We start from the raw sequence: 23,885 nt of genomic DNA, 5'->3' as shown, positions 1-23,885 counted from the left end.
ATTTTTTGCCGGGTGCGGGACAATCGGGCCGTGACCTTGAAGATCCATGTCGACGACAGCGCGCCGCCGTACGAGCAGGTGCGGGCCCAGATCTCCGAGCAGGCCCGGTCGGGGGTGCTGCCGGTGGGCCACCGGCTGCCGACGGTACGGGGCCTGGCCCAGGAGCTCGGCCTCGCCGCGAACACGGTGGCCAAGGCCTACCGCGCGCTGGAGGCGGACGGCGTGATCGAGACCCGCGGCCGCAACGGCACGTTCGTCGCCGCCGCGGGCTCGGCGGCGGAGCGCGAGGCCGCGGCGGCGGCTCAGGCGTACGCGGAGCGGGCGCGACGGCTCGGACTGGACGAGGAAGCGGCCCTGGCCGCCGCACGGGACGCGCTGCGGGCGGCGTACGAGGCGTAGCCGCGGGCGGCTGCGCAGGCGCGGGGGAGCGGGGGGAGTGAGTGGTGGCCGGCTCGGTCCCTGTGCCCTGTGCCCCGTGCCTACAAGTACAGCCCCGCCTCCGCGTTTCCGCGCGGTTGCGGCAGGGCCGTCGGGGAGGTGCCCCTGCGCAGGGCGTACAGCTCTGCCAGGGTGTTGCCCTCGCGGCCGACGCCGTCCTCGTGGCCCAGCCAGTCCACCGCCTCGGCCCGGGTCAGCGACCCGACCTCGATCCGGGCGAGACAGCGTCCCGGGCGGACGACGGCCGGGTGGAGGCGCTCCAGGTCCTCGTTGGTCGTGACGCCCACCAGGACGTTGCGGCCCTGGCCGAGCAGGCCGTCGGTGAGGTTCAGCAGCCGGGACAGGGCCTGTCCCGCGGTGTGCTTGGCCTCGCCGCGGATCAGCTCGTCGCAGTCCTCCAGCAACAGCAGCCGCCAGCGCCCCTTGCCCGTCGTCTCGTCCTCCTCGCCGATCGCGATGTCCATCAGATAGCCGACGTCGGAGAAGAGCCGCTCCGGGTCCAGGACGCAGTCCACCTGGCACCAGTCCCGCCAGGAGCGGGCCAGCGTGCGCAGCGCGGACGTCTTCCCGGTGCCCGGCGGACCGTGCAGCAGGAGCAGCCGGCCCGCGATGTCCTCCGGCGTGGTCTTCATCAGGCGGTCCATGGTGTCCGCCACCGGCGCGGTGTAGTTGGGCCGGATCTCGTCCCAGGAGCCCGCGGAGATCTGCCGGGTGGTGCGGTGCGGGCCGCGGCGCGGGGACACGTACCAGAAGCCCATGGTGACGTTCTCCGGCTGCGGTTCCGGTTCGTCGGCCGCGCCGCCTGTGGCCTCGTCGAGGATCTTCGCCGCGAGTTCGGCGGTGGTCGCGGTGACGGTGACGTCGGCGCCCCGGCTCCAACGGGAGATCAGCAACGTCCAGCCGTCGCCCTGGGCCAGGGTGGCACTGCGGTCGCCGTCCCGGGCGGCCCGCAGCACCTCGGCACCCGTCGGCAACAGGGTCGCGCCGGAGCGCACGCGGTCGATGTTCGCCGCGTGCGAGAACGGCTGCTCGCCCGTCGCGAAGCGGCCGAGGAACAGCGCGTCGACGACATCGGACGGGGAGTCGCCGTCATCGACGTTGAGCCGGATCGGCAGTGCGTCGTGCGGGTTCGCAGGCATACCGCCATGATCGGGTACACGGGCGCCCCCGCGCACCCGGTTTCCCCGAGGCGCGCGGGGCGCGTGACGTACGCCGTGTGCCTGTGCCGCCGTGTGCCTGTGTCACTCCCGGAAGCGCACCGCCGGCCGCCGTGCGTGCCGAGCCCGGCGGACCACCGCGTACCCCTTGGTCAGGGCCCGGTCCCGGGCGAAGACGCGGGTGAGGCCGCGGCCGTCCACCAGCCGCTCGAACTCGGCGGTGTCCGTCGTCCGGCGCACGGTCACGCGCCGCAGTGCGTAGGGCCCCTGCGTGCGACGGGCGAGTCCGTTGCCGACGGCGAGGGCCTGCGCGTACCCCGTCTCCCGTACCGCCTCCCGCACCCGGCGGCTGGAATAGCCGTAGGGATAGGCGAACGACGTGGGAGCGTGGCCCAGTTGGTCCGAGACGATCTCCTTGCACAGGATCAGCTCGGAGCGCAGCCGCCGGGCGTCGAGCTGGTCGAGCTGCGGGTGGCTGTGGCTGTGGCCGCCGATCTCCACGCCCGTGGCGGCCAGTTCGCGGACCTGGTCCCAGTCGAGCATGGTGTCCGGGCCGCCGCCGGTGTCGTGGGGCCCCCGGAGCCAGCCCGTGGAGACGAACAGCGTGGCGGGGAAGCCGTGCTCGGCGAGGACCGGCAGGGCGTGGCGGTGCACGCCCTCGTAACCGTCGTCGAACGTGATGAGGACCGGCCGTGCGGGCAGCGGCCGCCCGGTGCGCCAGCAGGCGGCCAGCCCGGCCGTGTCGACGGGAGTGAGGCCCCGCGCGGCGATCACCGCCATCTGCTCGGCGAACGCCCGTGGGGTCACGGACAGCGCGCGGGTGGCGTCATTGGGGTCGGCGGCCACCGAGTGGTACATGAGGATCGGCACCCGTTCGTCAGTCACGAACACCCCCTCGCTCCCTGGCCGGGAGGTCTCCCGGACGGTGCCCCCCGCCCCCCGCGTCCGACACGTCGATCACGCGGAACGTGACCCCGCCCCGCCGGGCCCGCACGCTGCCCACCACGTATCCGCCCGCCGCCGTGAGCACTCCGGCGACGATCGCACCCGCGCGACCCGCGCCGCCCGGCCGGGCCAGCAGAGCGTCCCGCAGCCCTCGCACCACCCCGGCCGGCAGGACCCGCGTGGTGTACCGGCGTTCCGACTCCAGCCCTTTCCCGGCGCCGACGCTGCGCGCCACCAGTGCCTTGGACAGGCCCTCGGCGTAGGTGCGGGTGCGGAAGTAGCGGAAGTGCTCGCGTGCCTTCGGCACCCGGTGGTGGATCACCGCGCGGTCGTCGATCAGCAGGACCGCGTCGGGCCGGGCGTGGCTGAGGCGGATGCACAGCTCCGTCTCCTCCCCGCCCAGCGGACGCTTGTTCCCGTCCCGTCCGATCCCGGTGGCGAAGCCGCCCGCCGCGTCGAAGGCGGTGCGCCGGAAGGAGGCGTTGCCGCCGAGGACGTTGCGCACCCGTACGCGTCCGGGGGGCAGGCCCCGGTAGGTGCAGCCCACGACCCAGTCGAACTCCTCGGGGAACCAGCCGGGACGCCGGCCCGACGCCCAGAGGGGTTCGGTGCGCCCGCCGACCGCCATGACGCGCGGATCGGCGTACGCCTCGGCGAAGTGTCCGAGCCAGTCGCGTTCGGCCACGGCGTCGTCGTCGAGGAACGCGACGATCCCGCCGCGGGAGGCGGCGATGCCGGTGTTGCGGCCCGCGGACAGGCCCCGGGGGCCCGCGTTGGCGAGCACCCGCACATCGCCGGTGTCCCGGTACTCCTTGGACAGCCGGTCCAGCAGCACCTCGTTGTGGTCCACGACCAGCAGGGTCTCCAGGGCCGGCCGGGACTGTGCCCGCACCGAGGCGACCGCCGCGAGGACGTCCTTCCAGCGGTCCTCGGTGTAGGCACAGATCACGACCGAGATGCCGGACGCGCCGGACGCGCCGGACGTGCCGGACGCGCCGGGTGTGCCGGACGTGCTGGGCAGGCCGGATGTGCCGGATGTGCCGGGTGTGCCGGACGTGCCGGGTGTGCCGGACGTGCCGGGCCCGCCGGACGTGCCGGGTACTCCGGGCGGGCCGGAGACGCCCGGCCCGTCCGGAGCACCCGTGATGCCGGGCTCGTTCAAGACGCCTTCCCCCGGACCGTGTCGAGCAGCGGGGAGTGGTGTGGGCGGCGGCGCAGCGCACGCCGGTTGGAACGCTCCCCGAGGATCACCCCGAGGACGCGGAACCCGTCCCGCACGGCCCGCAGATTGCTCGCGCCGTGGATGCGCAGGTACTCGTGGCTCGGTATCTCCTGCACTCTCAGCCCGGCCTTGACGACCCGGATGTTCATCAGGGTCTCGACCTCGAAGCCGGTGCAGTCGAGGTCGATCTTGTCCAGGCAGTGCCGCCAGAACGCGTTGTAGCCGTAGCAGAGATCGGTGTAGCGGGCGCCGAACTTGCGGTTGACGACACCGCACAGGACCCGGTTGCCGAGCTTGCGGATGAAGGTCATGTCGTCGGTGCCGCCGCCGTTGGCGAAGCGGGACCCCTTGGCGAAGTCCGCGCCCGAGACGAGGGCGGAGACGTACGACACGATCTCGTTGCCGTCCGCCGAGCCGTCCGCGTCGACCATCACGATGATGTCGCCGGTGCAGGCCTGGAACCCGGTGTTCAGGGCGTCCCCCTTGCCCTTGCCGCGCTGTTCGACGACCTTGACGTCCGGCCACAACTCCCGGGCGACTTCGACGGTGTTGTCGGTGGAGTTGCCGTCGACCAGGACCACTTCGTGGATCCAGTCGGGAAGCGTCTTGAAGACGTACGGCAGGTTCTCCGCCTCGTTCATGGCCGGTATCACCACGCTCACCGGCGGTGCGATGGCCAGGTGCGAGGAGACGGGCCGGTACTTTCCGGTGGCCGGCGGATTCTGGTCCGCGGTCGCCGGCTGCAGAACGGAACTCATGAGTCTGGTCCCTCTCGTCCGGTGGGCCGCCCGCCCCTGGGCAGCCCGGCTGTTCGTCCGGTTCGAAAGGGGGGTTCTCACCCGTGCACGACGCGAAAAGAGCCCCGTGCACGCCGGGTGAGCTGGCAAAACTGGCCGACCGCGATACATGCCGGCCGACCGCGCGGCCCGGCCCGGTCCCCATTGCGGTCACCGAGCACGGCACCCCCCTACCGCGCCCCGCGCCGGTACGTCGCGGTCCTGAGCCCTCCCCTGAGCCGCGTACTGACGGACCGATGCGGGTGAGATGTATTGCGATGTATGACGGTATTGACGATTGAGCCCGTATGGCAAGACCTGAAAGCAGGCCTCACGTTTTTGTCGGTTTGGCTGTTACGTGCATCTCTGGTTGCCTCCGGTCCACCAGCATGCCGCCGTGGCGCACGGATGCGACCACACCCCGGAGGCGGTCTGTTGGTTCCGGCCGAGCGGCTCCGGCCGCGCGGCGTCGACCGTGCGGTGGCGGCTCACGCGAAGAGGCGTGCGGGCGCGGATGGTCTGCATGGCCGACTTTGCCCCCCAAAGCGTCGGATGCCGGGCTTCAATCTGACGCAGCCCGTTGTGGGCGTCAAGGGCCGAACGGCCTCAAGGCCTGAATTAGTCCGGGATTGAACAGGTGTTCCGGTGGCCGGCGGTGATGGTCCGGTGGTGGGGGTGTGGTGGGGTTCTGGTGGTTGCAAGGTGAACAAGTTGTGGGGTTCCTGAAGAGTGGTCAATGTTTTTGGCATGGACACTTCCAGTCAACGCGCGTAGTCGCTATGAAGGTTGTGGCAGAGATCCTGCTAAAGGAGGTTCCATGAGACGTTCCCGGCTTTCCGTCCTTCTCGGTTCCATCCTCCTCGCCGTCGGCACCGCCCTCACCGGGGCGACCGCGGCGCACGCGTCCCAACAGGCCGCCGCCGACGGCTATGTGGCGCTCGGCGACTCCTACTCCTCCGGCGTCGGAGCGGGCAGCTACATCAGCTCCAGCGGCGACTGCAAGCGCAGCACGAAGGCCTACCCCTACCTCTGGGAAGCCGCCAACTCACCCTCGTCCTTCGACTTCACCGCCTGCTCGGGCGCCCGAACGGATGAAGTTCTGGCGTCGCAGCTCGGTCCGCTCAGCGCCGGCACCGGTCTCGTCTCGCTCAGCGTCGGCGGCAACGACGCGGGCTTCGCCGACGTCATGACGACCTGTGTGCTCCAGTCCGAGAGCACCTGCATCTCCCGGATCAACACCGCGCGGTCGTACGTCACCTCGACGCTGCCCGGCAAGCTCAACAACGTCTACTCGGCCATCCGCGACCGGGCCCCGAACGCCGAGGTCGTCGTCCTCGGCTACCCCCGCTTCTACAAGCTCGGCGCCACCTGCATCGGTCTCTCCGAAGCCAAGCGGGCGGCGATCAACGACGCGTCCGACCTCCTCAACAGCGTCACCGCCCAGCGCGTCAACGCCCACGGCTTCACCTTCGCCGACGTGCGCACCCCGTTCACCGGCCACGAGATCTGCTCCAGCAGCTCCTGGCTGCACAGCGTGAACTGGACCAACATCGGCGAGTCCTACCACCCGAAGGCGGCCGGCCAGTCCGGCGGTTACCTTCCGGCGTTCAACAACGCGGCCTGATCCGCCGGGGGAGCCGCCTTCCGCGTGGTCGGCTCCCCACAGGCCCCTCAGGGAGCGGCCGCCGAACCGGTGGGAGAGCGGTAGGCCCCGTCCGGCGGGGTCTCCGTCTCACACGTCACCGAGAACGGCACCGGGTCCGACATCGTGTGCACGGGCCCCCGCACCTCCACCCCGATGCTGTTCTCGAACGTCCCGGACTCCAGGTACGTCGTCACGATCACCGTGTCCTGCTTCGTGCGCCCGCCGCCCTGCGGGAACGGCAGCGTCCGCCATCCCGGGTCGGCCACCGAGTCGTCCTCGCCCACCCAGCGGTAGGACACCTCCGCGGGCAGCCGCCCCACCGTGAACGTCGCCGTGAACGAGGGCGACTGCTCCTTCGGCGGAGGGCAGGCGCCGGAGTACTCCGTGTGCGTGCCCTTCACCGTCACCCGCACCGACTGCGGCGGTGAGGGACTCTCCTCGCCGCCCTCCTTCTCGCCGTCCTCGCCGTCGTGCCCGGAGGTCGCCGGAGCAGGGCCGCCGGTCCGCCCGGTCGTGCCGTCGTTCCCGGTCCCGTTGCCGCCGTCACCGGTTCGCGCGGACGAACTCGCCCCGCCCGTACGGCCGTCCGTGCCGCCCGTACCGCCCCCACGGTTCAGCAGCGCGTACGTCAGACCGGCCAGCGCCAGGGCCAGTACGGCCACGCCCGTGACCAGGACGACGGCGGTCCGACGGCTGCGCCCGGGACGGGCGGCCGTAGTGCCCCCGGTGGACGGGGACGGTGACGAGGGCGGGGGCTGCGTCGGGGCCGCAGGGGCGGGCCGAGGAGCGGGTGCCGCGTGCGGGTACGCGTGGGTGGGCACGGTGGGGGCGTACGGGGCCGGTCCCGTCGTACCGGCGCGCGCTGTACCGTCGCCCGGTGTGCCTCCCCAGGAGGGGGTACCCCCAGCGCCGACGAGCCGCAGGTCCTGCTGTGCCCGCACCGCGGACAGCCGCTCGGCCGGGTCCTTGCGCAACAGGCCCTCGATGACCGGGGCCAGCGGACCCGCCCGGCGCGGGGGCGGCAGCTCCTCGTCGACGATCGCGCGCAGCGTGCTCAGCGGGGTGTCCTGACGGAAGGGCGAGCCGCCCTCGACCGCCGCGTACAGCAGCACGCCGAGCGACCAGAGGTCGGACTCGGGACCGGGGGTGCGGCCCAGCGCCCGTTCCGGGGCGAGGAACTCGGGTGATCCGATCACCTCACCGGTCATGGTCAGCGCGGAGCTGCCCTCGACCGTGGCGATCCCGAAGTCGGTGAGCACGATCCGCCCGTCGTTCGCGATCAGCACGTTGGCGGGCTTCACATCGCGGTGCAGCACCCCGGCACCGTGCGCGGCGCGCAGCGCGGCGAGGACCTCCGCGCCGACGTGCGCGGCACGCTGGGGGTCCAGCGGGCCCTCGGCGTCCAGCACCTCGGCCAGGGACAGGCCGCGGACCAGCTCCATGACGATCCATGGGCGTCCGTCCTCGGTCGCCACGTCGTACACCGTCACCACATTGCGGTCGGCGATCCGGGCGGCCGCCCACGCCTCCCGCTCCAGCCGGGCGTACATCCGCTCCACGTCGGGCGCCGGCAGCCCGGCCGGGGCGCGGACCTCCTTGACGGCGACCTCGCGGCGCAGCACCTCGTCACGGGCCCGCCACACGGTCCCCATGCCGCCCTCGCCCAGCGGTGACAGCAGCCGGTACCGGCCCGCGATCACCCGCTCACTGCCCGGTTCCTCGGACATGGCGCCCCCCATCGCATCCGGGCGAATTCTCCGGTTCCTCATGAAAGTAGCTCAGCCCAGCGCGGATGCCGCCCCCCTGAACACCAATCCGGCTCCCAGGGCCACGACGACGAACGCCGATCCCAGGGGCGCGCTCCGGCGCACCAGCGCGACCACCGGGCGTGCGGTCCAGTGCGGGCGCCGGGCCAGGAGCCGGTTCACGCCGCTGCCCGCCTTCACCACGGCGTACCCGGCGGCGGTGAGGGTGAGAGCCAGTCCGACGCCGTACGCGACGACGAGCAGCAACCCGAACCAGGCCTGCCCGAGCGCCGCGGCGCCCACCAGCACGACCACGGCGGACGGACTGGGCACCAGCCCGCCGGCGAGACCGAGCAGAATGGTGCCGCGCAGCGTGGGGGCGACGGCGTGGGTGTGGGTACGACCCCCGTGGGTGTGCTCGACGGTGCGGGTGCGCTCGACGGTGCGGGTGCGCTCGGTGGGATGGGGGTGTGCCCCGCCCGCCTGGGGGTGCCCGTGGTCGTGCCCGTGGCCGTGGTCATGTTCGTGGTCATGGCCGTGCGTGTGGCCGTGGTCGTGGTCATGCCCGTGTTCGTGCCCGTGGTGATGCGGGTGGCCCTGCGCGGCGTTCCGGTTGCGCAGGGCCCGGCGCAGGAGACTCGCGCCCGCCAGGGTGACAAGGGCGCCGCTCGCGATGCCGAGCCAGGCCACGACCGAGGGCGTGGCGGCCGAACCGGCCGTGACCAGCAGGCCGAGCGCCACCACGCCGAGGGTGTGGGTGACCGTCACCGAGGCGGCCATCGGCAGGACGTCCCGCAGTCGGGCCCTGCCGCCCCGGGCCGCCGCCGTCGCGGCCATGAGCGTTTTGCCGTGACCCGGCGCGAGCGCGTGCATCGCGCCGAGAACCACCGCGATCAGCAGCGCGAGCGCCGCGAACCCCGCCGTGAGGTCGTGCCGGGCGACGAGGTCGTCGAGGGCACGGGTCCACCGGTCCGCACCGCGGGGCAGCACGGAGGCGGCGGGCGCTTCGGTGTCCTTCCCCGCCAGCGCCGGCCCGCCCGCGCGCACCCGGAGGGACGCGGTCGCCGTGTCGGCCGGTGAGGACAGCAACTCCTCCGGATAGTGCGTCAGTTCACGCGACATCGACGTCTCGGGCACATCCGACGCGGCCAGCGTCATCCGGTCACCGCGGGCGGTGACCTCCCGCCAGCCGGGACCCGAGGACGCCCCGGCCCCGCGGAAGGAGACGTCCACCGTGCCGTCCTCGGGCAGCGGAGCGGCCAGCCCGCACTCCACGCGCAGCGTGTCGAGCCCGGCCTGACCGGGGCGCACCCGCGCGCGGCTGCTCCGCACGGTGACCGGGACCGTACGCCCGTCCACCCGGACCTCGCTGTCGCGGGCGGCTCCGGCGCATCGCCGACGCGCCCACTCGGCCGTGCCCAGTGCCTCGACGTCCGGCTTCGCCTGGGTGGCCGGGATCTCGGCGAGGTCCTCGACATGGTGGACGCGGAGTTCGCCCGGCGCGGCGACCAGGCCGTCGTACCGGTTGACGGTGAAGTTGCCGAGCGGATGCGCGCTCGCCGCCGTCGCCGGGACCAGCGTGAGCGCGCAGACGGCGGCGAGGACGGCGGCACCGGTGGCGAGACGGCTGCCGGCGCCGTAGGCCGGGGAGTGGCGGAGGTTCACCGTGCCGCCTCCAGGTCCTGGAGGGCGGCGCGGGCCGCGCGGGCGCCGAGGGGGGAGAAGCCGGGGTTCAGTTCCAGGGCCGCGGTGAGGGACCGGCGGGCGTCGCCGTCGTGGCCGGTGGCGAGCTCGATCATGCCGCGGTGGTGGAGGAAGGCGGCGTTGCGGTAGCCGGTGGCCGTCGCCCGGCGGGCGTGGGGGAGTGCCTCCTCGGAGCGCCCGCTCCGGTGCAACGCCCAGGCGAGGGCGTCCGCGGTGTGCACACTGTGCCGGCGGTCCCATTCGGCGCGGGCCGCGCGCAGGGCCGTTTCGGGGTCGCCGTGGTCTGCGGCGGCGAGCGCGGTGTCGAGGTCGGCGTTGACCCCGCCGGCGCGGGCGAGGGCGGCCTGGGCGTCGACGAGGGCGTACTGGTCGGCCGCCTTCGTACGGTCGCCGTCGGCGCCCCGGGCCTCGTACAGCTCGCCGAGGGCGACCAGCGGGCCGGGCAGCGGGGAGCGGGCGACGACCTGTTCCAGCGTCCCGATCGCTCCCGCGCGGTCACCGTTCGCGGCCTGTGCGCGGGCCCGGCCCTCCAACGCGGGAAGGTGGTTCTCGTCGGCGGCGAGGGCACGGGCGAAGTGGGTGAGCGCGGTCTCGTGGTCGCCCTGGTTCCAGGCCAGTTGGCCGAGCGCGGTCGCCACGTACGCCACATCGGCGGGCGCGGACGCGCCCTCCAGGGCCCGCTCCAGCACCTCGCGCGCGGTCCGCACGTCGCCGCGCAGTTCCCGCACGTACGCGTACCGCGTGAAGACGGGCACCCCCGGCCGCCTGCTGTCCGCCGTGTCGGCGGCCTCGGCGGCCTCGTCGTACCGGCCGAGCTCCACGAGGGCGTCGATACGGGAGGACAGGGCGCGCTCGCTGTAGGGGTTCTGTTCCAGGGCCCGGTCGGCGTACTTCAGGGCGCCGGAGAAGTCGTGCCGGGCCGCGGCGAGAGCGGCACGGCCTGCCAGGGCCTGTTCATTGCCGGATTCGAGTGCGAGGGAGCGGTCGAACGCCCGATCGGCCTGCGGGTAGCGTGACGGGTCCCCCTTGGTCCGCGCCTGCTCGACGTAGGCGAGCCCCAGGTTCGCCCAGGCACTGACGTCCCGTGGCTGGGCGCGGAGATGGGACTGCAGGGCACGGATCCCCGCGTCCAGGTCACCCCCGGCGAGTACACCGGCCGAGCGCGCCCCGGCCGCGGGAGCGGCATCGGTGCCGGCCCGCGCTCCGGGCTGTGCTCCGTCCCGGCCGCCGACGGCGACCGCCCCGGCGGTCATCGCGACCGCCAGCAACACGGCGCACACCGTGAGATGCGCCCCGCGCGAGCGGCGCGCGGCGGCGGAGAACCGGCGCAGAGAGGCCACGCGCACGCCGGGCGGGGAGGCTCCCGGGCCGGACCCGGCGGTCTCGGTCCCGGACCCAGGGCGGACGGTGGCCTCGGTTCCGGCCTCGGTTCCGGCCTCGGTCCTGGCCTCGGTCCTGGCCTCGGTCTCGGCCTCGGTTCCGGTCTCGGCCTCGGTCCTGGCCCCGGCCTCGGTCCTGGCCCCGGTCCTGGTCCCGGTCCCGGCCTCGGTCCTGGCCTCGGCCTCGGCCTCGGCCCCCGGCTGAGTGTGGGTGACGGCCTCGGACCCGGTGTCGGTGCGGGCGTCGGCCCGGTCGTCGGCGTCCGGCCGCGTGTCCGTGGGGTCCGGCGGTGCGGCGGTCACCGCGGATGCGGAGGGCCCGGACAGCCCTGTGGGCTCCGCCGGCCCGGTGTCCCGGCCGCTCTCCGGGGCGTGGTCGTTCGTACGCGGAGGCATGCCTCTCCTCGGTTGCTTGCTCACTTGCCCGCTTGCCTGCTGGGTGCGGGGGTCGGCGGCGCGGCCCGTGCCGTGGGGATGGAGGGGACGGGCCGCGCCTGCTTGCCGGGGCGGGCCGGAGACCCGCCTGCCGGTGGGGGAGGGAAGGCCGGAGCCCTGAGCCCGGGTCCCGCCCCGCTCCGGTGGACGCGGAGGGCTCAGTACGCCCGGCCGCGCATCCTGCGCCACCACATCAGGGCCCCGCCGATCAGCAGGATCCCGAAGGCTCCCGCCCCCGCGGAGGCGGCGATCAGGGTGGTGTCGCCGGAGCCCTCGGCCCCGGCCGGCCGCAGCGCGTCACCGAGCTGGTTGCGTACGTCGTTGCCGCTGTCCACACCCTTGGCGAGCGGACCGCGCGACCCCTCCGTCGGGTTGGCCAGATACGGGAACGAGGCGCCGAACTCCTTGTCGTTGGCGTCGACCGCGTCACCGAGGTCGTTCGCCGCGCCGACCAGTTCGCCCTCGACGACCTGGAGCGCCGCGTCGATCACGTCGTCCGTCAGCCGGCGCCCGTTGGGGAAGCCGGCGTTGTCGCCGTCCAGCACACCGAGCCGCTTCGGTTCGGCCGCCGGCTCGATCGACGTGTTGAGGCGCAGCATCTCCGACGGCGTCACGTGCGGCGGCTGGTTGAGCCCTTCGACGCCCTTGAGGAAGACGTCGACGAGGTCGTTCCGCGGTTCGGCGGGCGCCTCGATCTTGTAGATCGCCTCGATGAGCTTCGGCAGTTCCGGGTTCGTGACGTTCTTCAGGAACTGCGCGTCGTCCCACGGCGCGGACGCGTTGAACGTGTCCTTGTCCTTCAGCGGGTTGACGACCTCGTTCACCAGCGGATTGCCCAGCCGCGACACCTGGGTGAACTGCCCCTTGGCGTTCTTGCGCTGGGTCGTGGACCAGATGCCGACGACCGGCTGGTCCGCCGACTCGACGATCATGTCCGTCGGCACCTGGAGGGCCAGCGAGTTGACGTTGTACCCCTTGAGCGTGTCGTTGCCGACCTCGGAGAGGTTCCCGCCGTACAGCAGGTCGAAGACGCGCAGGTCCAGGAAGAACGGGTCGTCGGCCTGCCCGGCGAACGTCGTGGTGCCGCCCGCCAGTTCGCGCACGGCCTGCTTGCGGAGCGTGTCGTAGTCCGGCATGGACGCCTTGCCGACGTTCGACGGCGCCACCGGGACGTCGTCCGCGATCTTCGTACGGGACACCAGATGCTGGTCCTTCAGCTTCAGCAGCTCGATGTCATAGGTCTGCGTGATGTTGAGGTCCGGGTCGTCCAGGCTGGTGACCGGGCCCGTGTTGTAGAGGAACGTCTTCTCGTTCTTCGTGTGTGTCCTGAAGGTGTAGCGGAACAGCAGCTCACCCTGCGCGTCACCGTTGGTGTCGATGTGGATGTCGTACTGCGCGTCCTCGGCGAACGTGAAGAAGTTCGGTCCGCCGGCCGGCTCCTCGAACGGGATCCAGTTCGCGATGATCGTCGTCGTGTCCGGTTTGTCGGGGCTGACGAACGCGTACAGGTCGGTGTTGTCGTACTGCGGAGTGCCCGAGATCAGCGGGGCCTCCCGGTGACTGGAGGCGGCGGCCGCCCCCGGTTCCAGCGCTGCCGTGCCGGCGGCGGCCAGCCCACCGGCGGCCAGCGCGCCACAGATAAGGGTCGCGAGGTTCCTGCGTCCCGCGCCGGTCCTGGAGTTAGGTGTCATGCCGTCCGTCCTCAGTGCCAACTTGTCTGACGCACAGGGATTCGGAGCCGTGCCCGGACCGGATTGGTCGGGAGGCGAAAATGTTTCGACAGGTCCGCCGCGGATGAACGCCCGTAGCATTTCTCGCTGTTCGACCCGCGTTTTCGGTCCGTTGATCCGTAATCCCATCCGGAGGCGCGCTCGCTGTGCATGCCTCGGGTGACCGGGTGGCCCGAAGGGGCCGGGAGAGGGGGGTGCGCGTTGGAGGCGGACGAGCTTCTGGTGCGGGTGGCAGGGGGCGACCAGAAGGCATTCGAGGCGCTGTACGGACTGGTGTCCGGGCCGGTGTACGGACTGGTGCGAAGAGTGGTGCGCGACCCCGCGCAGTCGGAGGAGGTCGTCCAGGAGGTGCTGCTCGAGCTCTGGCGCTCCGCCGCCCGGTTCGACCCCGAGCGGGGCAGCGCACTGTCCTGGGTGCTCACCCTCGCCCACCGCCGGGCCGTCGACCGGGTGCGCAGTGCCCGCGCGGCAGGCGAGCGCGAGCAGCGCGAAGCCGCCCGGCGCGGCAGCGGGCCCGCGTTCGACCAGGTCGCCGAGGAGGTCGAGGCCGGCCTCGAACGCGAGTGGGTGCGCCGCTGCCTGGACCGGCTCACCGCACTGCAGCGGCAGTCGGTCACCCTCGCCTACTACGACGGCTACACCTACCGAGAGGTGGCCGAACGGCTCTCCCTGCCGCTCGGTACGGTCAAGACCCGCATGCGCGACGGCCTGACCCGACTGCGCCACTGCCTGGGAGGTGCCGCATGAGCTTCCTGGACCGGTTCTTGGGCCGCGGGGGTCGCGGAGACCTCCATTCGCTGGCCGCCCCCTACGCGCTCGACGCACTCGAACCCGCCGAACGCATCCGTTTCGAGCGGCATCTGACGACCTGCCGTCGCTGTGCCGCCGAGGTACGCGTCCTCGCCGAGGACGCCGTCCGCCTCGCCTGGTCCACGGCCGCCCCCGCGCCCCCCGCCCTGCGCGACCGGGTCATGGCCGCCGTACGGGCCACCCCGCAGGACCCCGCCCCCGCCTCCGTTCCCGCTCCCGGGCCCCAGGAGCAGAAGGGCGCGCGGGCACCGCAACTCCCGCCCCACGTATGGGGGGCCGGGCCCGTACCGCGGGCCGGCGGACGGCGCCGGATGCCGCTGTTCGTGCCCTTCGCGACGGCCACCGCCGCCGCTGCCCTCGTCGTCGCCGCGTTGTTCGCCGTCCAGGCGAACCGGACCCAGGACCAACTGACCGCCGAACGGGACCGGGGACGTGAGATCGCCCACGTTCTCGCCGCTCCGGACGCCCTCGCGAGCAGCGGCCGCGACGCCCGGGGCGGCACGATCGGAGTGATCGCTTCCGCATCGGAGCGGAGCGCCGTCGTCACCCTCGGCGGATACGGCAACCCGCCGAACGGACGTGTGCGTCAGCTCTGGCTCATGCGCCCCGGCGCGCAACCGCGCTCCCTCGGGCTCTTCGAGAGCGACGCGCCCCTCGTCGCCTCCGACCTCGACATCTCCGCGACGTCACTCGCCGTAACCGTCGAACCGGGTGGAGGATCGCCGCAGCCCACAACTCAGCCGGTCGTCCAACTCGCCCTGAAAGCTGTTGGATTCGGAGAGTGACCATCGAGTGTTCGTCAACCTCCTTATGGGGAAGGTGAATCCTGCGACCGAGATACGCGAGTGCCCGGGCGGGGCGATAGGGTTAACCTGCCCGGGCCGGGCGGACTCGTACGGGTGGGGAGTGACATGGATCAGATAACGGTGCGCAGCAGGGCCAGGGTCCCTGCGATCACCTGCGGAAGCAGCGCGACCAGTACGCGTCTGGACCGCCACCTCTCGGTACTGGCGGGACCCCCCGTCCCGCAGCGGGAGGCGGCCGAGGCGACATCACTGATGCGCGAACTGACAGCGCGTGACAGGCACGACCGGGGAGCCAAGGGTTCACGGGCACGGACGAGCCGTGTCTCGCTCTTCGCCCCGCTGCGCCGGCTGCGCCGCTCCCTCTTCGGCAGCCACTAGTCCCGCGTTCGGGCGGCCCCCGTCCCGGCGTGACACCGCGCACGCGCCGCCCGTCACCCCACGGCGCGCGGCGCCGCCCACCGGTGCGCTCCGGCACAGGCACGTCGTCCTCCTCCGGCACCCCTTCCGGTACCTCGTTCCTGGTCCCGTTCCTTCCGGCGCCCCGATCCACCCGGCAGTGATCCGGGGGCGTGCGGGCTTCTGCCGTCCCGCCCCGGGCTCTGTCGCTCCCCGGCACTCGCTCCTGCCGCCCCGGCCCGTGCCCGTGAGCCCCACGGCTGCAACCTCCCGTGCGGCGTGAGTCCCACGACCTCCCGCGTGTACCGCCGTACAGTGTGTACCGCCGTACGGCGAGCGGAACGAGCACCGCGACCGGTACCGCGCACCGGGCCGGCGATCCGCGACCGGGTGTGCCATGGGTCGGGCCGCCCCTTTTGGCACAGGAGCGTTGCCGAGGAGGTCCCGTAGCGCTCCGCCACCGCGCCGACCGGATTCCGCTCCGCGACCGTGCGCAGCCGACCCGACGGCCCTGGTCGCAGAGCAGGAGGGTGTGGGGCCGACCGCCACGGATGCGGTGTTCGGACCGGCCCTCGAACGAATACTCGACGGCTTCGACGGCGGTCACTGGCGAGGGCCGGCGGGCCGGAGCCGGTGGGGACCGGCAGGGAGCGGTCGTGTCCCGCCGGGTGGTGTGCAAGCGATCATGTGCGTCACCTTCCGGTCCTCGGCTCGCGACGATCTCTCCGGCGGGCGCGGCCCGCCAAGCGCCCGGGTGGGCCGCGGGAATGTCCCCCGCCGGCGCCGGTATCTGCCGCGACCTGCGAGTTCCGGTCCATTGACCGGTTGCACCACTTGGCGGGACGCCATCGGGAGCGGGGCCGCGTCTCCCGGCCGGGGAGGGGCGGCCCGGATCCGCGGTGTGTCGTGTCAGATCAGCGTGAGCTGGCCCTCCGGTCCTTCCTCGTGCGCGTCCAGGACCGAGGCGGGCCCGTGCGCCGAGCGTGGCACGGGGAGCACGCCCGCCCGGCGCAACTCCGTCGGCGTGATCGGATCGGCCGTCGCACGGTCTGCCAACGCGGCCTGCCGAGGGCGCAGTTCGGCGAGCAGGGTGAGGACCGTGATCAGCTCCAACAGCTCCGACGTCCAGCTCTGCGGCCAGCGGACCGGACGGATCGCCTCCAGCGTCCCCGGCTCGGCCTCCTCCGTACGGGCCGCGCACCACTGCTCCAGCACCGGGACCCCGGCCACCTCGTAGTCCCAGGCCGCCGGCGGCACCGGCGAGATGCGGCCCTCGTCGAAGAGCAGGGCCTCCTCGTCGCGGTCGTACCGGACGGTCGGCGGGCGGGACGGGAGCGGGGCGCGGACGTAGGGGCGCCGTCCGCCCGGGAGCCGGGGGCGCTCCCCGTCGCGCCGCATCAGCCACAGCATCCGGCGCCCCACCTCCACCCCCGCGTCCCACACGCCGAGGTCCCCGGTGAGCGGCACCGCGAGCCCTCCGGGGCCGGGCCGCACCACGGCCGTCATCCAGGCGAGCACGTCGACGGCCGGTACCTCCCGGCCGAGGTGTGCGGTCAGGTGCTCGGACAGGCCCGGCGCCAGGTTCGGCTCCGCGCCCCCGGGCCGGCGGTACAACGGGCGGACCCGGCCGGAACGGAGCATCGGCAGCAGGGAGGTGGCGAGGAGCCGAGGACCGGCGGTGGCACCGGCGGCGCCGGTACCGGCAGCGCCGCCCCTGGTGCTTTCCCCTCGTGTGCGTGCCCCGCGTCCCGTCGCGGTCCCGGTCTCGACGAGGAAGATCTGCCGCTCGTCCGCCACCCGCCACAGCTCGGGACGGGCCGCGTCGATCAGCCGCTGGTCGGGAATCAACCACTGCTCGTCGAAGGGGGAGCGCAGCACGCGGACCGGCTCCGGGCACGGGCCCGAGGCGCGCGTCAGTCGCTCCGTGCCGCCCGACCGGCCCGGAAGCCGCCCGACCGCCGTGTGCCCGGTCCGTGAGCGGGTCGGCCGCAGCAGGGTCTCCCTGTCCGGTCCCGCGGCCTTCATCAGAGCGTCCCAACGGGCTTTCAGGGCCGCCGGATCGGGTGCCGCCGGCCATGCCCGGCCGAGCCGTGGCGGTGCGACGGACCACGGCATGAGGTCCGCCAGCAGCGGAGCGTCGTCGTGCGTCACGCTGGGCATCGTACGACCCGACGGGCGGGCGGGGTCAGGTGGCGTCCAGGGTCACGGTGAAGGAGAAGCGGTCGCCCCGGTAGTTGATCACGGCCACGTCCAGAGGGACGCCGTCGGTGTCGTAGGTGATGCCGGTGTAGTGCAGGATCGGGCTGAGCAGCGGAACCCGGAGCAGCCGGGCCGTCTCCGGATCCGCGAGCCGCGCCTGGACGGTGTCCGTGATGCGGCTGATCTCCACCCCGACGACATCCCGTAGCACCTTGGTCATCGGCCGACGCCGCAGCTCCTCCAGGTCGATCCGGGCGGCGAGTTCCGGACGGACGTAGTTGCGGGCGTGGTTGGTCGGCTCGCCGGTCTTCTCGTCACTGCGCAGCCGGTGGTAGGCCGCCGCCTCCGTCAGCCCGGGGAAGTACTCGGCGAGTTCGGCCGGCACCGGCGCGGTGCCGTGCTCCAACAGTTCGGTCGTCATGCCGGACTGCTGGGCCACGATCGCGTCCACCGACCCCAGCAGCCGCACCGGGGCGCCCCGGAGGGCGTGGGGCTCGATGAACGTGCCGCGCCGGCGGTGCCGGGTGATCAGCCCTTCGTCCTCCAGCTCCTTCAGCGCCTGCCGCATGGTCAGCACACTCACTCCGTAGTGCCCGGCCAGCTGTTCCTCGGTGGGCAGGCGCAGTGGGTCCCGGGCCGAGCGACCGAGGATCGAGGCACGCAGCGACTGCGACACCTGGTACCAGAGCGGCAACTTGCGGTTCAGGACGATCGAATCCGGCGCGAAGGAGGTCACGGGCTATCCGTACCGGTCGGGAACGTCCAGTGCAATGTGAGACGTGGGGGTGCACCGTCACCGGCTGTGACACCCCGGAGCCGAACCGGGCCGCCCGGACCGTCCTTGACGACCCGGGTCACCCGGACCGCACCGTGCGGAAATGACGTTCGAGGCCCTGCCACACGTCGTCGTAGCGCCGCTGCAGATGTTCCGCGCGTGCCGCCTGCGGTGTCAGGGACATCGGCCAGCGCGTCTCGAACATGAACGCGAGACCGTCGTCGATCTTCTGCGGGCGCAGCTCGGCGGCGCTCGCCCTGTCGAACGTCTCCCGGTCCGGCCCGTGCGCCGACATCATGTTGTGCAGCGAGCCGCCGCCCGGCACGAACCCCTCCGCCTTCGCGTCGTACGCGCCTTCGATCAGGCCCATGTACTCGCTCATCACGTTCCGGTGGAAGTACGGCGGCCGGAAGGTGTCCTCGCCCACCAGCCAGCGCGGCGCGAACACCACGAAGTCCACCCCCGCCAGCCCCGGCGTATCGCTCGGCGCCGTCAGCACGGTGAAGACCGACGGGTCCGGATGGTCGTACGAGATGGTGCCCATCACATTGAAGCGGCGCAGATCGTAGGCGTACGGCACATGGTTGCCGTGCCAGGCGACGACATCCAGCGGGGAGTGGCCGTAGGTGGCCGACCAGAGGTTGCCGCAGAACTTGTTCACCACCTCCACCGGCCCCTCGACGTCCTCGTACGCGGCGACGGGCGCCCGGAAGTCCCGTGCGTTCGCCAGGCCGTTGGCGCCGATGGGGCCGAGCTCGGGAAGCCGGAAGGCGGCACCGTAGTTCTCGCACACATAGCCGCGGGCCACATCGTCCAGAAGCTCCACCCGGAAGCGCACCCCACGGGGAATCAGCGCGATGTGTCCTGGCTCCACATGCAGCAGCCCGAACTCGGTCCGCAGCACCAGCCCGCCCTGCTCCGGGACGATCAGCAGTTCACCGTCGGCATCGCTGAACACCCGGTCCATCGACGCGTTCGCGTAATAGAGATGCACCGCCATGCCGGCGCGCTGGGTGACGTCGCCGTTGCCGCCCAGCGTCCACAGACCGGCCAGGAAGTCCGTGCCCTCGGCCGGTGCGGGCAGCGGGCTCCACCGCAGGCGGTTGGGGTCGGGCACCGTCTGGTTGAAGGGCGCGCTGCGGATCGCCCCGTTGCCCGTACGGGTGAACGCCGGGTGCGCGGCCGACGGACGGATCCGGTACAGCCACGACCGGCGGTTGTGGGCCCGCGGCTCGGTGAACGCCGTACCGCTCAGCTGTTCCGCGTACAGCCCGAGCGGTGCGCGCTGCGGAGTGTTGCGTCCCTCGGGCAGGGCGCCCGGGACCGCCTCGGAGCTGTGCTCGTTGCCGAAACCGGAGAGGTGACCGAGTCCCTCGGCGGCCTCGCGCGCTCCCCCACGCTCGAATGCGCTCGCGCGGGCGGTGCCCCCATCGCTCATCTTCGCTGCTCCCTTGCGTGCGATTCCTATGGATCACCGTAGGATTGCGATTTCCCCGGCGCAAGAGGACCGCGCGACATCGTCTCCTGAAATACGGTGGTCCCCTCCCTTCCCGGATGCCGCCCGCGCCCCTCCGGTCTCGTGCCCCTCCGGTCTCGTGCCCCTCCGGTCTCGCGCCGGCCCGACTGTCGCCCTCCTCCCGTAGTGCCCCAGCCCTCCTCTCGGCGGAGGATGCGGAACCCGACTTCAGGGGGATCCGTGCGACCGGACGCCTGTTCTAAGCTCCCCCGCATGGTGTGGACGGGGAGGCTGATCACCGCGCTCGCGGTGTGCGGCGTACTGCTGGCCGGATCCGCGGGCTGCGGCTCGCGCGCCGGCCAGGAAGAGGAGCAGGGTGCCGGCTCGCCGTCGCCGGTGGGCGAACTCCTGGAGGAGCGGGACGACGAGGGCCGGCCCTACCGCGAGGTGGACGAGGAGGGTGCCCCCGAGGTCGGCGTAGAGGTCACGCCCGACACCGGCGGCGGCTGGGACGTACGACTGCGCATACGCAACTTCCGCTTCTCGCCGGACGGCACCGCCGGCCGGGCGGTGCCCGGCCGCGGCCTCGCGCACCTCTACGTGAACGACCGCCTCGTCGCCCTGCTGCGCGCACCCGGCCACCACCTCTCCGCGCACACCGTCCCGCGCGGCACGCACCAGGTCACCGTCCGCCTCTACGCGGACGACGACTCGGTGTGGGCCGTGGGCGGAAAGCCGGTGGAGAGCACGGCCGACATCACGGTCTCGGAGCCGAGCCCCACCGCGGCCCCGACCGTGACGGAGCGAGGAGCGGCGGGCCCCGGCCCCGCCGGGGGCCGGGATTCACCCGACCGGGACCGAAGGGCAGAATGAAGCCCGTGCCCGTGTCCCACGCGACCTCGCTGCGCCGCGCGCCGGTGCAGCGCCGCAGCACCGAACGGCTGGCCGGAATCCTGGACGCCTGCGCCGCGCTCCTCGACGAGGTCGGCTACGACGCCCTGAGTACCCGCGCCGTCGCGCAGCGCGCCGGTGTGCCCATCGGCTCCGTCTACCGCTTCTTCGGCAACAAGCGTGAGATGGCCGACGCGCTGGCCCAGCGCAACCTGGAGCGCTTCACGCGGCAGGTAACCGACCACCTGAAGGCGGTCACCGGCGACCCGGGCTGGCGGCAGGCCATGGACGTCGTGCTCGACGAGTACCTGGACATGAAGCGCACCGCGCCCGGCTTCTCCCTGGTCGACTTCGGCAACCAGATTCCCGTCGGCACCCGCCGGACCGAACCCAACCACCGCGTCGCCGACCACCTCACCGACCTGCTGTCCGGCCACCTGGACCGCGAACCGGACGAGGAACTGCGCCGTGGCTTCCTCATCGCCGTCGAGACCGCAGACGCCCTCGTCCACCTCGCCTTCCGGATGGCGCCCGAGGGCGACGAGGAGATCATCGCCGAACTGAGGGAGATGCTGCGGGCCTATCTGGCACGCGTACTGGACTGATCCGGAAGCCGGTCTGCCCGCCTCTCGCCGCGGGGCCGGGCGGCGAACCGGCCGTCGGCCCGCGACGGGCCCCTGCCGTTCGGCCGAGAACGAACCGGTACGGGGCTCCCGTACATGCGTACCGGTCGGTATGCTCGGTCCGTCGGCCGGTCCGTCGGCCGGTCCGTCGGCCGGTCCGTCGGCCGGTCCGTCGGCCGGTCCGTCGGCCGGTCCGTCGGCCGGTCCGTCGGCCGGTCCGTCGGCCGGTCCGTCGGCCGGTCCGTCCGGCTGTCTCCGCGCCTGCCCCTCCGCCCGCCTGTCCGTGCGTCACCGCCGCCGTACCCGGGAGGTCCCATGTCCCGCACCGCCCTTCGTATCTGCCCCCTGTGCGAGGCCACCTGCGGCCTGACCCTCACCCTCGACGAAGGCAGGGTCACCGGCGCCCGGGGTGACCGCGACGACGTCTTCAGCAAGGGGTTCATCTGCCCCAAGGGCGCCTCCTTCCCCGCCGTCGACGCCGACCCCGACCGGCTGCGCGGCCCGCTCGTCCGGGTCGACGGCGTGTTGCGCGAGGCCAGTTGGGAGGAGGCGTTCGACGCGGTCGCAGCCGGTATCCGGCCCGTCGTCGAACGCCACGGTCCGAACGCCGTCGGAGTCGTCCTCGGGAACCCCAACGTGCACACCGTGGCCGGCGCCCTCTACCCGCCCGTCCTGATCGCCGGGCTCGGCACCCGCAGCCTCTTCACCGCCTCCACCGTCGACCAGATGCCCAAGCACGTGTCCAGCGGACTTCTCTTCGGCGACGCCAACGCGATCCCCGTGCCCGACCTCGACCGCACCGACCACCTGCTGCTGATCGGCGCCAACCCCCTGGAATCCAACGGGAGTCTGTGCACGGCACCCGACTTCCCCGGCCGCCTCAGGGCGCTCAGGGCCCGTGGCGGCACCCTCACCGTCGTCGATCCGCGCCGCACCCGCACCGCCCGCCTCGCCGACCGGCACATCGCCATCCGGCCCGGCACCGACGCCCTGCTGCTCGCGGCGATGGCATCCGTGCTCGTCGAGGAGCACCTCATCGACCTGGGGGACTGTGCTCCCCATGTGCAAGGTGTCGCCGAACTCGCCGACGCCGTCCAGGACTTCACCCCCGAGGCCGTCGCCCCTGCCTGCGACGTCGACGCGGACACCATCCGCACCCTCGCCCGCGAACTCGCCGCCGCCCCCACCGCCGCCGTCTACGGCCGCATCGGCAGCTGCACCGTCCCGCACGGCACCCTGGCCAGCTGGCTCGTCGACGTCCTCAACATCCTCACCGGCAACCTCGACCGGCCCGGCGGCGCACTCTTCCCCCGTGCCGCCACCGACAGGACCCCGCGCCCCGCCGGACCCGGCCGCGGCTTCGCCCTCGGACGCTGGCACTCCCGGGTGAGCCGGCACCCCGAGGCCAAGGGCGAACTGCCGCTCTCCGCCCTCGCCGAGGAGATCGACACCGCCACCGAGGAAGGCGAACCGCTGCGCGCCCTCATCGCCGTCGCCGCCAACCCGGTCCTGTCCGCACCCGACGGCGACCGCCTGGACAAGGCCCTCGGCTGTCTCGACTTCATGGTCAGCGTCGACCCGTACCTCAACGAGACCTCGCGCCACGCCCACGTCGTCCTGCCGCCGCCCCCGCCCGCGCAGAGCCCGCACCACGACTTCGCCTTCAACACCCTCGCCGTACGCAACCAGGTCCGCTACACCCGCCCCGCCCTCCCGCCGGAACCCGGTCGCATGCCGGAGACCGAGATCCTGGCCCGGCTCGTCCTCGCCGCCACCGGCCGGCACGGCGCCGACCCGGCGGCCGTCGACCGGCTGGTCGTCGACCAGACCCTCGGCAGGGCGGTGAAGGACCCGCACTCCCCGGTGCACGGCCGCGACCCGGAGGAACTCGCGGGGCTGCTCACCGGCCACGACGGCCCCGAGCGGCGGCTGGACATGATGCTCCGCCTCGGCCCCTATGGCGACGGCTTCGGCGCCGACCCGGACGGCCTCACCCTCGACCGGCTGCTCGCCCACCCGCACGGCATCGACCTCGGACCCCTGAGCCCCCGCCTCCCGCAGCCCTTGAAGACCCGCAGCGGGCGGGTGGAGCTCCTGCCGGAACCGATCGCCGCCGACCTCCCCCGGCTGCGCGCCGCCCTCGACGAACGCCCCGACGGCTTCGTCCTGGTCGGCCGCCGCCATCTGCGCTCCAACAACAGCTGGATGCACAACGTGCCCGCCCTCACCGGCGGCAGCAACCGGTGCACGCTGCAGATCCACCCCGACGACGCCGAACGCCTCGGCGTCCGGGACGGACAGCCGGTACGCGTCCGGGGCGCCGGGGGAGAGGTGACCGCGCCCGCCGAAGTGACCGACGGGCTGCGCCGGGGCGTGGTGAGCCTGCCGCACGGTTGGGGCCACGACCGGCCCGGCACCCGGCTGCGGCACGCGGCGGCCGACCCCGGCGTCAACGTCAACCAACTGCTCGACGGCAGTCTCCTCGACCCGCTGTCGGGCAACGCCGTGCTCAACGGGGTGCCCGTCGAGATCGCACCGGGGATCGCACCCGGGGGCGCGTCCGGGGCAGGGCACGACGTCCCGGCGCAGCTGCCCGACCCGGACGAGTGACGCGGCGACCCCGCCCGTACACACTTGTACACACTCGTACCCGCATCGGCCGCTGCCGGTCGGTGGCCGTGGCCCCCTGGCGTCATTAAATTAGCGCCGCTAGTTTATGAGGTGGACGACGACGCCCCGCCCCGGAGGAAGTG

General features: G+C 73.0%; 19 protein-coding genes. 8 read left to right on the top strand and 11 right to left on the bottom strand.

The window, feature by feature from the left end:
- Positions 1 to 30 precede the first annotated feature (30 nt).
- Complete coding sequence (locus tag V4Y04_RS06755) at positions 31 to 399, top strand: GntR family transcriptional regulator (protein WP_332426380.1); 369 nt, start codon at positions 31 to 33, stop codon at positions 397 to 399.
- A gap of 80 nt (positions 400 to 479) precedes the next feature.
- Here V4Y04_RS06755 and V4Y04_RS06750 read toward each other — a convergent pair whose 3' ends face one another.
- From V4Y04_RS06750 to V4Y04_RS06735, 4 genes are all read right to left on the bottom strand, one after another.
- Entirely contained in the window at positions 480 to 1,577 is a 1,098-nt protein-coding gene (locus V4Y04_RS06750) for a DUF5925 domain-containing protein (RefSeq protein WP_332426379.1), read from the bottom strand.
- A 102-nt stretch (positions 1,578 to 1,679) separates the two neighbouring features.
- Positions 1,680 to 2,480 carry a polysaccharide deacetylase family protein gene (locus tag V4Y04_RS06745; RefSeq protein WP_332426378.1) on the bottom strand — a complete coding sequence of 267 codons (801 nt, stop codon included), beginning with the start codon at positions 2,478 to 2,480 and terminating at the stop codon, positions 1,680 to 1,682.
- Positions 2,473 to 3,489: a glycosyltransferase family 2 protein gene (locus V4Y04_RS06740; RefSeq protein ID WP_332432731.1), complete on the bottom strand. Its 1,017-nt coding sequence runs from the start codon at positions 3,487 to 3,489 to the stop codon at positions 2,473 to 2,475. The genes V4Y04_RS06745 and V4Y04_RS06740 overlap by 8 nt, the downstream gene beginning before the upstream one ends.
- Before the next feature lie 209 nt (positions 3,490 to 3,698).
- On the bottom strand, positions 3,699 to 4,520 hold the full coding sequence (locus tag V4Y04_RS06735) for a glycosyltransferase family 2 protein (protein WP_332426377.1): 822 nt from the start codon (positions 4,518 to 4,520) through the stop codon (positions 3,699 to 3,701).
- Between the two features lie 835 nt (positions 4,521 to 5,355).
- Between V4Y04_RS06735 and V4Y04_RS06730 the strand changes: the two genes are divergently transcribed.
- On the top strand, positions 5,356 to 6,162 hold the full coding sequence (locus V4Y04_RS06730) for an SGNH/GDSL hydrolase family protein (protein WP_332426376.1): 807 nt from the start codon (positions 5,356 to 5,358) through the stop codon (positions 6,160 to 6,162).
- 47 nt (positions 6,163 to 6,209) lie between these two features.
- Here the strand turns inward: V4Y04_RS06730 and V4Y04_RS06725 are convergent, their stop codons facing one another.
- The 4 genes from V4Y04_RS06725 to V4Y04_RS06710 all read right to left on the bottom strand — a co-directional run bounded on the left by V4Y04_RS06725 (position 6,210) and on the right by V4Y04_RS06710 (position 13,137).
- Positions 6,210 to 7,910, bottom strand: coding sequence for a serine/threonine-protein kinase (locus tag V4Y04_RS06725; protein ID WP_332426375.1), 1,701 nt, complete (start codon positions 7,908 to 7,910; stop codon positions 6,210 to 6,212).
- A 51-nt stretch (positions 7,911 to 7,961) separates the two neighbouring features.
- A complete protein-coding gene (locus V4Y04_RS06720; RefSeq protein WP_332426374.1) occupies positions 7,962 to 9,593 on the bottom strand; it encodes an urease accessory protein UreH domain-containing protein in 1,632 nt (543 codons plus the stop codon).
- Positions 9,590 to 11,407: a tetratricopeptide repeat protein gene (locus V4Y04_RS06715; RefSeq protein WP_332426373.1), complete on the bottom strand. Its 1,818-nt coding sequence runs from the start codon at positions 11,405 to 11,407 to the stop codon at positions 9,590 to 9,592. The genes V4Y04_RS06720 and V4Y04_RS06715 overlap by 4 nt, the downstream gene beginning before the upstream one ends.
- 197 nt (positions 11,408 to 11,604) lie before the next feature.
- The gene (locus V4Y04_RS06710) at positions 11,605 to 13,137 is read right to left on the bottom strand and encodes a DUF4331 domain-containing protein (protein ID WP_332426372.1); all 1,533 of its coding nucleotides are present in this window, start codon (positions 13,135 to 13,137) and stop codon (positions 11,605 to 11,607) included.
- Between the two features lie 240 nt (positions 13,138 to 13,377).
- On the opposite strand from V4Y04_RS06710, the gene V4Y04_RS06705 reads away from it, so the two are divergent.
- From V4Y04_RS06705 to V4Y04_RS06695, 3 genes are all read left to right on the top strand, one after another.
- Positions 13,378 to 13,923 carry a sigma-70 family RNA polymerase sigma factor gene (locus tag V4Y04_RS06705; RefSeq protein WP_332426371.1) on the top strand — a complete coding sequence of 182 codons (546 nt, stop codon included), beginning with the start codon at positions 13,378 to 13,380 and terminating at the stop codon, positions 13,921 to 13,923.
- Positions 13,920 to 14,771, top strand: coding sequence for an anti-sigma factor (locus V4Y04_RS06700; RefSeq protein ID WP_332426370.1), 852 nt, complete (start codon positions 13,920 to 13,922; stop codon positions 14,769 to 14,771). The genes V4Y04_RS06705 and V4Y04_RS06700 overlap by 4 nt, the downstream gene beginning before the upstream one ends.
- A 126-nt stretch (positions 14,772 to 14,897) precedes the next feature.
- Positions 14,898 to 15,170: a hypothetical protein gene (locus tag V4Y04_RS06695; protein WP_332426369.1), complete on the top strand. Its 273-nt coding sequence runs from the start codon at positions 14,898 to 14,900 to the stop codon at positions 15,168 to 15,170.
- Positions 15,171 to 16,097: 927 nt separating this feature from the next.
- Here the strand turns inward: V4Y04_RS06695 and V4Y04_RS06690 are convergent.
- The 3 genes from V4Y04_RS06690 to hmgA form a co-directional block, all read right to left on the bottom strand.
- Positions 16,098 to 17,348, bottom strand: coding sequence for a type ISP restriction/modification enzyme (locus V4Y04_RS06690; RefSeq protein WP_332426368.1), 1,251 nt, complete (start codon positions 17,346 to 17,348; stop codon positions 16,098 to 16,100).
- Positions 17,349 to 17,373: 25 nt separating this feature from the next.
- Positions 17,374 to 18,123 carry a GntR family transcriptional regulator gene (locus V4Y04_RS06685; protein WP_332426367.1) on the bottom strand — a complete coding sequence of 250 codons (750 nt, stop codon included), beginning with the start codon at positions 18,121 to 18,123 and terminating at the stop codon, positions 17,374 to 17,376.
- Between the two features lie 118 nt (positions 18,124 to 18,241).
- Positions 18,242 to 19,600 carry a homogentisate 1,2-dioxygenase gene (gene hmgA / locus V4Y04_RS06680; protein ID WP_332426366.1) on the bottom strand — a complete coding sequence of 453 codons (1,359 nt, stop codon included), beginning with the start codon at positions 19,598 to 19,600 and terminating at the stop codon, positions 18,242 to 18,244.
- Positions 19,601 to 19,891: 291 nt separating this feature from the next.
- Between hmgA and V4Y04_RS06675 the strand changes: the two genes are divergently transcribed.
- The 3 genes from V4Y04_RS06675 (at position 19,892) to V4Y04_RS06665 (ending at position 23,742) form a co-directional block, all read left to right on the top strand.
- Positions 19,892 to 20,491, top strand: coding sequence for a hypothetical protein (locus tag V4Y04_RS06675; RefSeq protein WP_332426365.1), 600 nt, complete (start codon positions 19,892 to 19,894; stop codon positions 20,489 to 20,491).
- On the top strand, positions 20,488 to 21,114 hold the full coding sequence (locus V4Y04_RS06670) for a TetR/AcrR family transcriptional regulator (protein ID WP_332426364.1): 627 nt from the start codon (positions 20,488 to 20,490) through the stop codon (positions 21,112 to 21,114). The genes V4Y04_RS06675 and V4Y04_RS06670 overlap by 4 nt, the downstream gene beginning before the upstream one ends.
- A 333-nt stretch (positions 21,115 to 21,447) precedes the next feature.
- The gene (locus V4Y04_RS06665; protein WP_332426363.1) at positions 21,448 to 23,742 is read left to right on the top strand and encodes a molybdopterin oxidoreductase family protein; all 2,295 of its coding nucleotides are present in this window, start codon (positions 21,448 to 21,450) and stop codon (positions 23,740 to 23,742) included.
- The last annotated feature ends 143 nt before the right edge of the window (positions 23,743 to 23,885 follow it).

The sequence above is a fragment of the Streptomyces sp. P9-A2 genome (assembly GCF_036634175.1).
GTDB lineage: Bacteria > Actinomycetota > Actinomycetes > Streptomycetales > Streptomycetaceae > Streptomyces > Streptomyces pratens.
This window is presented reverse-complemented; position numbering and strand designations above follow the sequence as displayed.